At 41.2% G+C, this 12,161-nt stretch carries 9 protein-coding genes and 1 pseudogene; 7 read left to right on the forward strand and 3 right to left on the reverse strand.

All coding sequences use genetic code 11. The features are described 5' to 3' along the window. The 4 genes and pseudogenes from NSP_RS25325 to NSP_RS10455 form a co-directional block, all read left to right on the forward strand. Positions 1-277: pseudogene (locus tag NSP_RS25325) on the forward strand (tyrosine-protein kinase family protein); the annotation flags it as partial. 857 nt (positions 278-1,134) lie between these two features. Then, on the forward strand, positions 1,135-2,454 hold the full coding sequence (locus NSP_RS10445; protein ID WP_006197724.1) for a hypothetical protein: 1,320 nt from the start codon (positions 1,135-1,137) through the stop codon (positions 2,452-2,454). A gap of 39 nt (positions 2,455-2,493) precedes the next feature. Continuing rightward, positions 2,494-3,033 carry a hypothetical protein gene (locus NSP_RS10450; RefSeq protein WP_006197723.1) on the forward strand — a complete coding sequence of 180 codons (540 nt, stop codon included), beginning with the start codon at positions 2,494-2,496 and terminating at the stop codon, positions 3,031-3,033. A gap of 478 nt (positions 3,034-3,511) precedes the next feature. Continuing rightward, positions 3,512-3,901, forward strand: a complete 390-nt coding sequence (locus NSP_RS10455) for an Alr5209 family pentapeptide repeat protein (RefSeq protein ID WP_006197722.1) — start codon at positions 3,512-3,514, stop codon at positions 3,899-3,901. Between the two features lie 392 nt (positions 3,902-4,293). Here NSP_RS10455 and NSP_RS10460 read toward each other — a convergent pair whose 3' ends face one another. Further along, positions 4,294-4,497, reverse strand: a complete 204-nt coding sequence (locus tag NSP_RS10460; RefSeq protein WP_006197721.1) for a hypothetical protein — start codon at positions 4,495-4,497, stop codon at positions 4,294-4,296. A gap of 253 nt (positions 4,498-4,750) precedes the next feature. On the opposite strand from NSP_RS10460, the gene NSP_RS10465 reads away from it, so the two are divergent. Continuing rightward, positions 4,751-5,626 (forward strand): S-methyl-5'-thioadenosine phosphorylase, encoded by an 876-nt coding sequence (locus tag NSP_RS10465; RefSeq protein ID WP_006197720.1) that lies wholly within the window; start codon positions 4,751-4,753, stop codon positions 5,624-5,626. A 131-nt stretch (positions 5,627-5,757) separates the two neighbouring features. Here the strand turns inward: NSP_RS10465 and NSP_RS10470 are convergent, their stop codons facing one another. Further along, positions 5,758-7,899, reverse strand: coding sequence for a caspase family protein (locus NSP_RS10470; RefSeq protein WP_006197719.1), 2,142 nt, complete (start codon positions 7,897-7,899; stop codon positions 5,758-5,760). Between the two features lie 185 nt (positions 7,900-8,084). Next, positions 8,085-9,263 (reverse strand): sulfate adenylyltransferase, encoded by a 1,179-nt coding sequence (gene sat, locus NSP_RS10475; RefSeq protein WP_006197718.1) that lies wholly within the window; start codon positions 9,261-9,263, stop codon positions 8,085-8,087. Positions 9,264-9,637: 374 nt separating this feature from the next. On the opposite strand from sat, the gene NSP_RS10480 reads away from it, so the two are divergent. Both NSP_RS10480 and NSP_RS10485 read left to right on the forward strand, forming a co-directional pair. Then, positions 9,638-10,087: a hypothetical protein gene (locus tag NSP_RS10480; RefSeq protein WP_006197717.1), complete on the forward strand. Its 450-nt coding sequence runs from the start codon at positions 9,638-9,640 to the stop codon at positions 10,085-10,087. 60 nt (positions 10,088-10,147) lie between these two features. Continuing rightward, the gene (locus NSP_RS10485; protein WP_269454140.1) at positions 10,148-12,118 is read left to right on the forward strand and encodes a tetratricopeptide repeat protein; all 1,971 of its coding nucleotides are present in this window, start codon (positions 10,148-10,150) and stop codon (positions 12,116-12,118) included. Positions 12,119-12,161: the final 43 nt, after the last annotated feature.

A 12,161-nucleotide genomic window follows, 5' to 3' on the forward strand; every position in this document is an offset into this window, starting at 1 on the left:
ATTTTATAACGAATTTGATTTAGTTATTTATGATACACCTCCCGCATCTGGACTAGCTGACGCTACTTTAATAGGCTCCCAAACAGATGGACTTTTGATAGTAGCAAGGATAGATAAAACAGATCGTTCTGTGTTTGAGCGAGCAGTAGCTGATCTGAAACTAGCGCCTATTAATATTTTAGGTATAGTTGCTAATGGACAGAAAGGTAATTTCAGAAATTATTATTATTATCAAGCATCATCAGTAAAGTCCCCACGCTTTAGTTTCGGTAGATAGCAAAAGTTAAAATTCCCGATTTTAAGCCTGGGGTGAGCAAGTCCTAAGTTGACAATTTTATAGACAAAACTATACTTATATTGACAAAAATCAATATATATTTTAGGAAAAAATCAACTACTTGATATATAATACGGTGATATCAAGTATTGAATTGAGACTATTGCCGACGCGAAAACCAAGCAATGATGGTGGTAGTCTTTTTCAGAAACTTAATTGGAACACAATCGCGTCTGGCTAAGGCGTGAAAGTCTACTGAGGGATAACTGCTCCCATGCTCCCGTTGAAGTAGAAAGTAAAGTCTAGTTTTGTCTAGGTTTTATATAGCAGTCAACTGTTGTTAAGGGAACACCAAAAAATAAATTACCCAAAAATTGTAGTCGGGGAAAGCGATCGCTTAACCCACCTTAAATTGAAGGATAATGGTGGGTTACGGACTACCGTCCTAACTCCGACTACAAATTGGGGATTTTTTTGTTTTGAAGTCCCTAATTTTGTCATATTCTCGCAATTTTAAGATTATAGTTGTAAAATACTGATAATATGTTTTGGTAATGCGACTTTTCTTAGTTACTATCGGCTACGCCTGCAATTGCTGTGTGAGCCTAGAATCCACCGAATTATCTTCGTGGAAGTATGTCAAATAACTTAATATTATGCACTTTAGCTAGGTGCTATGAATTAAATGTATACCTATGAGATGCAACCTATCTAGCGCTCAAGCGCGTCGACTTCGGAAGTCTTGCCCACGAGCTTAATTAGCAGCATTTCCGTAAAATTACTAGATTACAAGAGAATATTTTACACAAACAGTATACAATGTTACAAAAAACAAATTTTACAGAAGGACTGTTTTGATGGATAAAATACAAAAAAATAAAAATATTAATGGTAGTGATATTTATCCAGTTGTTAGTGTGAACTATGCTTACTGGAAATTAGGGACAACCTTGATCAGTTTGCTTCTGCCGTTAACAGTTTTTTCTATCCAATCAGCAGTGGCTGCGGATAATGTTGTTTCTGAAAATCAAGAGCCTGAATTGAGTGCGTCTCAAAAAGTGAAAGCATCTTCTATAGTATCTGCACTTAATTCACAGAAAAATATCAGCTTACGCCAAAGATTGTTAGGACATAACAAAAGTAATGCTGTTCTGGCAATCAATGGTGTCAATATTAGTGACAGTTTGACTGCTAACGTTAAACCGAAAACATTCAATAGTTTTTTGGCTATAGACAATTTTTTTCTGGAATCTCAAGACAAATTACAAAGCAATGATAATTTAGAGAAAGATTTATTTGCTAATGCAATTAGTAATTCTGATTTTGATTTAAAAGACCCAGCAAAAGAGCAAACTGATTTATTTCAGGATAAACGACCCCAAACTATCGGACAAATAAATTCTTCATCACCGGTGGGTGACACTTTTGGCGAGACGAATAAATTACGCCAAGAACTTTTAATTGAACCCCTCGTTAGCCCAGGGGAACCTCCAAAAGCTGCCCCTGGTTCAACAGCTGGTACTCCTTCGGCTTATGGTGCAGGTTCCGGGCAAGCCTATATTGGCGGTGGTTTATTTTTCCCTCTAGATCAAGATAAAGGTCAGAACGATGGTTCTTTGTATGTTGGTTTTGGGTTGGGAAATCCGGTTGATTCTGTGGGATTGGAAGTTAATATCGATATTATCAGTGTGGGAGGTGGTGTAGGTTTTGATTTTGGTGATAGCGGCGGTGTAGGTTTTAAGTTGCACAAATATTTGGGGGATGGTACAGCCGTAGCTGTTGGTTGGTCAAATCCGATTAAATGGGGAGAGGCTAGAGAGGCTAAAGATACTGTCTATGGAGTAGTTACTAAGTCATTTGCACTGCAACCAGATAACCCTGAGAACAAGTTACCTTTAACAATTTCTCTAGGTCTTGGTACTGGTGATTTTAGTTCTAAAGGAGCAATCGAGGCAGATGAAAATACTGTAAATCTTTTTGGTGGCTTAGGTTTGAGAGTTTTGCCTCAAGCATCTTTGGTAAGTAGCTGGACGGGAACTATTCTCAATATAGGTGGGTCTTTTGCTCCTTTCAAGAATGCACCCATAGTTTTTAATGCTATTATTACAGATATTACTGAAAATTCCGATACTGGCTTAGGTCTTTCGATAAGTGCGGGCTACGGTTTTCAGTTCTAAATAGTGCATTATCAAGAAAGTTAATCACAAATAAAAATCATGAAGAAACAACTCTCTCTGTCTCTTGCTCTAGGGTTAAGTTTATTCGGTTTTCTAGTGGGTGCGCCGATGAGAGCAAATGCTGGTCGTAGTCCTATTCCTGGAGTAACTAACTTCATAAATAATCAACAAAACGCTATTAACAATTTCATAGATAGGGGAGCTGGCGTCGGCGGTGGTATTTTTATCCTTCCAACAAGAATTCCAAGCAGATTCAATCCCCGCCGCGGTGGCGGTGGTCGTTTTGGTTTGATCCTTCCACCAACAATTCAATCCGAATTAAATCGAGCTGCTAACAAGATATTGGAGGAATACCAAGATGTAAATATGCTGTTTGCTGTGGTTCAAAATAAAGCACTTCTTGAGAATGGGGAGAGTCCCATTGTTGATATCAATATGCTGAACGCGGCTATTACTGATTACAATAATATTGTCATGGCAAGCAGTCCTGAAGAACTTCGGGAACTAGCAAAAGATCCAGCGTTTATCAGAAAGGGTAAGATGCTGAAGGAGCTAAGGGCTGTTCTGAATAACAATTAACTGAATGCTAAAGTCCCCACCTTCTCTATGAGAGGCTACCCGAAAGGTGGGGATTGGCATAGGGCGAATTTATAATACAACATATTTCATCTGAGTAGGTAGACAAGGGCGGGCAGTCCTTGCCCTCCCCCACAAGATTTATAATATTAATGTGTGTACTTCATTTACTTGCAAAGTGCTGTATTATATAATATTGACTGTCAGCTAACAATTTATACTATTTATTTCTACGGAAACAGTCAGTTGGGGATGTCCGGCTATGACTAGCAGTGATGGGATTTGTGCGAATGCTATCAAGGCAGACCATCAGTTTCAGGATATAAATGACACTGAAGCGGATGAGTAATCATGTGGAAAATACTGTCAAAAAACTAGGCGATCGCACAATTTTTGATTGTCTGTCAATTTGTGCATCAGCAGTCTTATGATTAATGAGTGTGGTGTACAGTAATCATGAGACAAGCTGTGAGGCGGTTCTATGTCGGAAACAAATTCTCAACAGATGATTAATACTGCTGTGACTCTCTTAGAAAGGTATGCAGAGGGAAATCGCAATTTTAGTGAAGCGAACTTGGGTGATGCTGACTTGCAAGGTGTTGATCTCAAAGGATCTGATTTGAGTTATGCTGACTTAAGTGAAGCTAATCTCAATGGTGCGAATCTCAGAGGCTGTTACCTCAGTTTTGCAAATCTCAGTCAAGCTAATTTGCAAGATGCTGATCTTCGGGGAGCTTTGTTATTTTCGGCGGATCTACGTCAAGCTGACCTTAAGGGAGCGCAACTGGAAAAAGCAGATTGCGATCGCAGCACGCATTTTCCTGATAATTTTGATCCCGCATCAGTGGGATTGCAGATTAAAGAGGGTTAATTAACCTCAATTTTTTCTTTGGTGTTTCTGGTGCTGGTTCACTGCTGGAACTGTAGCATCAACAGTATCAACTGCCAATTCTGATATATTCTCTATGATCTAGACCTGATCAGGACTTACGCAAATTTATGAAAAAACGAACCACGTTCGCGAAGCGTCTCCCCTTCTCCCAAAGGGAGAGGCTAGCGCCAAGGGAGAAGGACACAAAGGACACAAAGTCAAGAGGGTTTCAGAGAGTTCTTGCGTAAGTCCTACTGATAATATCCCATTGGATAGTTGAAACATAGTGGGAAAAATTGTCATATTTTTGCGATATTGATTACTATTCAGGGTTGATATCTATTGGTTAAGGGCGATTTGAATTATCAAAAAATTCACCCGTGACTCAGATTCTAATCTACTACTTTCAATAATCCTCTTTGCAAAGCATCAAACACTCGACTAATTTGCAGCCGTTCTTCTTCGTTAAAGCCTTCTTTAGACAGCAGCGTTGACATTAATAACTGCTGATGGTAGCGGCTAATTCTGCCAATAGCGAAGATGTCCTTTAATAGCTTCTCTAACGGTATTTGGTTTGAGGAACCGGTAGTTTGCATATTCTTTATGAAAAAAGGTTCAAGATTGTATAACTTATGCATCTTAATATAAAGCTTTTTAGCAAAAATGCCCTTAGTAGCACTACTGAAGAATAAATAATAAGTAATTGTTACGGACAAAATAAATGAGTATTGACCGCAAAGGTAGCACTACTCAAGAATACACAATAGCTGATTTTTACTGTCCTGCCTCCCCTGCTACTGGTTTTCGGTAAAATAACTTGGGAACTCAGCAATCAAGAATTTAAAGATCATGGAATTAGCACGTATTGGGATTATTGGTGGTAGTGGTATATACAAAATGGCAGACCTGAAGGATGTGGAAGAGGTACAAATTGAAACTCCTTTTGGTTCGCCTTCTGATGCTTTGATTTTGGGAACGCTGTCAGGAACAAGAGTCGCATTTTTAGCTCGTCATGGTCGTAATCATACTCTATTGCCTTCTGAGTTGCCGTTTCGCGCCAATATCTATGCAATGAAGCAAGTGGGTGTAGAGTATTTAATTTCGGCTAGTGCTGTAGGTTCCTTAAAGGCTGAAGCGAAACCACTGGATATGGTTATCCCAGATCAGTTTATTGATAGAACCAAAAATCGGGTTTCGACGTTTTTCGGTGAGGGAATTGTGGCTCACATTGCTTTTGGTGATCCGATATGTCAAAATTTAGCCGGGGTGTTAGCAGATGCGATCGCTTCTCTAAATTTACCAGATGTTGGTCTACATCGTGGCGGCACTTATGTGTGCATGGAAGGGCCAGCATTTTCCACAAAGGCGGAATCCCATCTTTACCGCAGTTGGGATGCAACAGTGATTGGAATGACGAACTTACCAGAGGCGAAGTTAGCCAGGGAAGCAGAAATTGCCTATGCAACTTTAGCATTAGTAACAGATTATGATTGCTGGCATCCAGATCATGATAGTGTGACGGTAGAAATGGTCATTGCTAATTTACAGCGCAATGCAGTTAATGCTCAAAAGGCAATTCAAGAAACTGTACGGCGTTTGAGTGAAAATCCGCCGGTTAGTGATGCTCATTCGGCGTTGAAGTATGCGATTTTAACTCAGTTAGATAAAGCACCTGCGGCGACTAAGGAAAAGTTGGGGTTATTATTGCGGAAGTATTTGTCATAAATGCGGAACCCCTCCACCCCTCTGGTGCAGGCGGAGAGGGGAGACAAAGCATAGCTTTGAGGGGGTGGGGTGAAATTTCTGATAATTAACCAGACTTCACCCTACAGATGCAAAGAACACAGACAGAGAATTTAAGCTACTTGAAAATCAAAGTTGAAACTAGCCCAATTTTTGACATCTAATACATAAGAGTCAGTGGATGTACTATTCATCTCGGATTTGACTGCACTGGCATTATGCAAATCTTGCAATAATACTTGGGCAATTTCTAAAGGTTTCAATAATGCCCCGAAGGGTCTTTGGTCTGTGATCGGATACTTAGATTTTTCTAGGTATCCTAGTGTTTCGCTAAAGGGGGCGGTACTGAGAATCATTTGGTGTTCGCATTCATAGGCTGGCCCTGGGATCATCCATTCAGAAGCAGTTACACCTTTTGGTAATAATAGGGTTTCACCGGGGGCAACAACTACTTGTTGGAACAGGGGTTTGGAGTTAAAAAAGGTAGATTCTTCGGGGGATTGCCAAGGATAAAAGGCGATCGCATTGATATTATTTTTTAACCCCAGCAGCATTAAATAAATCGGGCGATCGCTCTGATTTTGCAATCGGTACTGCATCCGACTACCAATGGGTACAATAGGATTACTCAGGGCTGTCAGCAGTGATTTATTTTGCAGGTGTTCGGCGCTGAGAGTTCGTGTTGTTTCGCGTTGCATGACGACGCGAGATGATAAATTATTCACGATCTCCAAAGTGGCTTTAACTGGTAAGCGGGAAGAACCTTCATTTTCTGTGAGTCGCCATAACTTTGCTGCTAACAGAGTTGGTAATTTCCCCATTAACCTTTGCACTACCAATTTCACAGCTTCCCCAGATTCCCCAGAGGTGTTGGGGATGAGTTTGCCTCCGGGAGTGAATAAACCATAGCGGCTGGGAGTTTCTGAGAGTTTACCAAATACACAATCGGCTGGTTGTTCTCCGGCGACTACAGTAGAAACATGGTTAATGGCCGCGAAAGCACTTGTCGCATCTACGCGTTCAATTCTTTCCAATCCAGTATCTAAACCAACTATTACATTCACACTTCTGGGTAATACCCGCACAGTTTCTTGGAATAGTTGCCCTACTTGTAGGGGGGTTTCTGGTTTAATTTTAGAGATTTGGGCTTTTGCTGTTAACCCAGTGCGCGATCGCAATATTAACTCCTCTCCTGTGAATACGGTAAACCGGGAATTAGCTCCATAGTTTTCTAAGACTTGTGGCGGTAATCCTGCTAAAAATAGTTGGGCTGTTCTACCATCATCTTCAATAACTCTAATCACTCCCTCCGCCCCAACTGTGCGGTTTGGTAGGAGTAAATTTTCCACAGTTAACGCTTTGGGTTGATTTTTCTGCTCACTCAACCATCCTGGCTGCTGATTGCTCCCCAGTTTATGCATATAGCTTCCCACATGGGAAAGGCTGAATTGAATTGTGGTTGCTGGTGTCGTTTCCCACAAGTATTGCGTTAAGGCGTAGGTAAATAACCCCGCACTAAACCCAGAAAATAAGATTTCCCTCGCTAACTGTTGAGTGTCAGAGGTCGCAGTCAACACAAGTTCATGAATGGGGCTGGAGTTTTGACTTCGGAGTTGTTGTAAAAACTCAAGTTCCTCTATTGCTAGTTGTGCTTCTGCTGATTCTGGACGGACGCGAATTCGCCATCCTGTGGGTTGGACTTTGCTCGGAGCATTATAGCTCGTATCCAATACAGCTGTTACTCGGTCTGTGGGGAGCGATCGCAACAATAGCCGGATTGTTTCTTCTAATATATAGTTGACTATTTCATCTTTTTGTGCATCTTGAGCATTAGCTGGAACCAAAGCATTCTGCACCGTATCGATAAATCTGCCCGATTTGATGCGCGTACCATAGCCACTAAAGTGGAATACAGCCACATCGCCAGCTTTCACTTGCTGTCCCAGGTGTGCCACAAAAGCCTCTTCAATCGATGTCCTGGTAGCTTTTTCTGCCGTTAAAGTCAGGATATCCGAGGCGACGAAGCCAAAACGATGAATTAACAGTTCTTTTTGCAGTTCCACATCGGTGAGACAACCACCCAATGCAGGACTTTTTTGATATTGATTAATGCCAATCAATAATGCTAATTTACGTTGACTAGGCTGTGCCAAAGCTTGAGAGTAGCGATCGCATAAAGTCAACCACTGAGCTTCAGTCACACCCAAGACCGCGAGTATTGAACCAATCCGTTGTAAAAAAGTCCGACGCTTCATAATTAGCCATCAGTCCTCAGCCCATCAGCTAACAGCTTATAGGGCTGAAGTCTGTAGTGTAAAGTTAAAGTTTATACAATTCGCTGATTAACAGTTAACAGTTATCAGTTATCAGTTATCGGTTAAGAGACATAATTGGATTTAAATCCCCCACCTTATGCCTTGATAAATGTCACTGTTAACTGTTAACTGTTCACTGATTTTTGCATAGCTCGCGCCAATTCTGCGGCTACTTCAGGACGGGAAAATTCTGGTGGTGGTAATTCACCCCGGCGCAGCATTTCTCTGACTTTGGTTCCTGAGAGGTGAACACGTTCTTCTGGCTTGCTGGGGCTAGTTTTAGTTGTCGCCATTTGTTTGCTGCGTGTGCAGTAGAAAGCGTGTTCAAACTTCATTGGTACAATACCCAATTCACCTGGCTCAAACTCCTCAAAGATGTATTGAGCATCATAAGTACCGTAATAATCACCCACACCAGCATGATCCCGTCCCACAATAAAGTGAGTACAACCGTAGTTTTTCCGGACTAAAGCATGGAAGATAGCCTCTCTTGGGCCAGCATAACGCATGGCAGCCGGATTAATTGCTAAAATCACTCGGTCTTGGGGATAGTGATGTTCGAGCAAAATTTCATAGCAGCGCATCCGCACATCAGCCGGAATATCATCTTCTTTGGTCGCTCCTACCAACGGATGCAAGAATAAACCATCGACGGTTTCCATAGCACACTTTTGGATATATTCGTGGGCGCGATGGATGGGGTTACGAGTTTGAAAACCAACGATAGTTTTCCAACCCTTTTCCCTAAACATCTGTCGTGAAGCTGCGGGATCGATTTGATAGGTGGGAAACTGGGAATGGGGATCGCGTTGTAATAGCCAAATGTCACCTGCAAGATTTACAGAACCCTGATTGTAGACTACTTGCACACCTGGATGTTTAGCGTCATCAGTGCGGTAAACATTAATCGCCTCTTGGGTTTTATCGTAGATATACTTTTGCGTCAGTTGCAAAACTCCGATAAATTCACCGTTGGCGTTATCCAGACGGATGAGGCCGCCTTCGGGGAGTGGTTCGGCTACTTCTTCTGTTACTGACAGTGTAATTGGTATTGACCACGCCAGTCCATTAGCAAGCCGCATTTCTTTGACTACGCGGGTGTAGTCTGACTGGTTCATAAAACCCGTGAGTGGACTAAAACCGCCGATAGCAATCATCTCTAAATCAGAAACCGCCCGCGCATCAAGTTGCACTCGTGGCAAAAAGTCGGCTTTTGAGAGAAATTCTGCCTTTTGTTCTGGTGTAGCGATACGGTTCACCAATTGTCCACCGTGGGGTGCAATGGCATCTGGATGTTGACTCAACGTAATCCCCTCTTTGACTTAACTGCAATTGTTTCAAACTATGTACTAACTTACCAAAATGCTGCTACGCAGTTGACAAAGAGTTTGAGAATGGGGAAACGGGAAATGGAATTGTCTGCTTGTGTTTTGTTTACTTGAGAATTTGGGTGAATTCAGCAAGTTAAGACTGTAATTCAACCTAAAAATCATCTATAGGACTACTATTTGATTATTGAACAAACACGTAGGGTGTGTTAGCGGTAGCGTAACGCACCAAAGCTTTAATAATGGTGCGTTACGGATTTCATCCTAACGCACCCTACAATACTTAATTTTTTCATAAATCAAACCGGATTCCTATATTATCTACCTAATGTCTAAAAAATGCACTAGATATGGTTGATCTGACTTTACCAGCAGCACTGGCGATCGCTAAAATTGCTTATACTAAGTTTTTTGAGTCAAGTATTGGTAAGTTAGGCGAAAAGTTTACTGAAACTGGACTGCAAAAAATTGATGAATTATATACCAAGATTAGGCAAAAACTGAGTGGTAATACTGCTGCTAATCGGGCTTTAGCTGAAGTTGAACAAGGTAAAGAAGACGCTTTACAGCAAGTTGCAGTTTATCTGTTAGGTGAGATGCAAGCTGATCCTGATTTTGCTCAAGATGTAAAAAAAATTGCTGATGAAATTAACATTCATCGGGTGGAAGATAACAGCAGCCAGATTCAGAACATCTATAGTGGTGGGAAGGGTTATCAAACTAAGATTGGTGATAATACTACTAATCACTTGGGTGATAATATTACTTTCAACAACTACGGAAATCCGCCACCTGATTGACTGGAGTCGTCCGTAGGAAAACGGATAAATTCCCACACCACTAATTCTATAATTAACTCGCTGCGTCCTGATACTAGCTATTGGCAAGGACGGACAGATGAACTTGAGCAAATGCAGCAATGGATACATTCAGACAATGTGCGGCTTGTCGGTGTAACTGCGGCGGGTGGTTATGGAAAATCGGCGTTAGTTGCGAAATTATGTGAACAATTAACAGATTTTCCGCAGCAAATTTGGACAAGTTTTAGTGACGCGTATCCTTTTGCAGTTTGGGGACGTTGGTTGTTGGATGAGTTGGGAAAACCAGCGCCAGAAAAACCAGAAGATTTATTAATTGCTGTTTGTAATTGTTTGCAAACAGAACGATATTTACTGGTACTAGATAACCTGGAAACCTTACAGCAAAATGAACAGCAATGGCAGACTTATCTACAGTTTTTGCTGCGTTGGTTTAGTTCTAGCAGTAAGAGTGTAATTTTGGTGACTAGCCGTGAACAACCAACTCTACCAAATAACACTCTCAACCAAAGTCATTGGCTACCACTGTCTGGACTGGCTACAGATGCTGGGGTACAATTATTGCAAGCACTGGAAATTAAAGGTGCAGAATCAGATTTAGTAGCATTTGTCAATAAAACAGATGGACATCCTTTGTTGCTGAAGCTAGTGGCTGGGTGGCTAAAAGCTGAGGAGGGAGAAGAGGCGGATATTAGTCTTTTAAAATCAGATATTTTCAGTATATTAGGTTTGCATCAACATGATCCAGAGGCGAGTATTGCTAAAATTTTGGATGCGAGTCTGCAACGTTTAGAACCCGGTTTACAAAATTGGTTGCACTATTTGAGTGTGTATCGCCTAGCTTTTGACTGTTCAGCAGCAATGGAGATGTCTTTAGGTGACTTCGCCGACGAGACAGAAGTAAAGTTACAGTTGCGAAAACTAGCAAAACGTTCTTTATTACAAGAGAAGAAACAGCAAGGAGTGCTGAAGTTTTATTTTCCACCGTTAATTCAAACTTATTTACAAAAATTATCTTCACCAGCAGCGCATCAATGCGCCATCGCATACTACGAAAAATGTCGGAAACCGCAACTTTTAACTACAGATAAACTGGATGATGTGGCGGAATATCTGGAAATTTTTCATCATCACTGTGAACTGGGGGAATATATCCAGGCTTTTTCTAGCATCTATTACCGTGAAAATAATCACGATAATTGCGACGAATTATTGAAAAATAATTATTATTTTCCCATTCGGTTAACATTGTATGAGCGTTTATATCACGAATGGCAGCAACCAGAGAATACAGATGAACTAAAGCGCTACAGTGATTTACTTAAAGTTTATGGCGATGTTTTGCAGTTTCTCAAACGTAGTGACCAAGCTTTAGAACGCTACGAAGATGCTTTAAAATTCTACCGCGATATAGGCGCTCGCTTGGGTGAAGCAAATACATTAATAGCCATTGGCGATGTTTTGCAGTTTCTCAAACGTAGTGACCAAGCTTTAGAACGCTACGAAGATGCTTTAAAATTCTACCGCGATATAGGCGCTCGCTTGGGTGAAGCAAATACATTAATAGCCATTGGCGATGTTTTGCAGTTTCTAGACCGACGTGACCAAGCTTTAGAACGCTACGAAGATGCTTTAAAATTCTACCGCGATATAGGCGCTCGCTTGGGTGAAGCAAATACATTAATAGCCATTGGCGATGTTTTGCAGTTTCTAGACCGACGTGACCAAGCTTTAGAACGCTACGAAGATGCTTTAAAATTCTACCGCGATATAGGCGATCGCTTGGGTGAAGCAAATACATTAAAAGCCATTGGCGATGTTTTGCAGTTTCTAGACCGACGTGACCAAGCTTTAGAACGCTACGAAGATGCTTTAAAATTCTACCGCGATATAGGCGCTCGCTTGGGTGAAGCAAATACATTAATAGCCATTGGCGATGTTTTGCAGTTTCTCAAACGTAGTGACCAAGCTTTAGAACGCTACGAAGATGCTTTAAATTCTACCGCGATATAGCGATCGCTTGGGTGAAGCAATACATTAAAGCATTGGCGATGTT

Origin of the sequence: Nodularia spumigena CCY9414, assembly GCF_000340565.2 — a bacterium.
Taxonomy (GTDB): domain Bacteria; phylum Cyanobacteriota; class Cyanobacteriia; order Cyanobacteriales; family Nostocaceae; genus Nodularia; species Nodularia spumigena.

Excerpts from the sequence above, each read along its gene's own strand:
- NSP_RS10445 (WP_006197724.1), top strand. The coding sequence starts at position 1,135 with ATGGATAAAATACAAAAAAATAAAAATATTAATGGTAGTGATATTTAT.
- NSP_RS10450 (WP_006197723.1), top strand. The coding sequence starts at position 2,494 with ATGAAGAAACAACTCTCTCTGTCTCTTGCTCTAGGGTTAAGTTTATTC.
- NSP_RS10455 (WP_006197722.1), top strand. The coding sequence starts at position 3,512 with ATGTCGGAAACAAATTCTCAACAGATGATTAATACTGCTGTGACTCTC.
- NSP_RS10460 (WP_006197721.1), bottom strand. The coding sequence starts at position 4,497 with ATGCAAACTACCGGTTCCTCAAACCAAATACCGTTAGAGAAGCTATTA.
- NSP_RS10465 (WP_006197720.1), top strand. The coding sequence starts at position 4,751 with ATGGAATTAGCACGTATTGGGATTATTGGTGGTAGTGGTATATACAAA.
- NSP_RS10470 (WP_006197719.1), bottom strand. The coding sequence starts at position 7,899 with ATGAAGCGTCGGACTTTTTTACAACGGATTGGTTCAATACTCGCGGTC.
- NSP_RS10480 (WP_006197717.1), top strand. The coding sequence starts at position 9,638 with ATGGTTGATCTGACTTTACCAGCAGCACTGGCGATCGCTAAAATTGCT.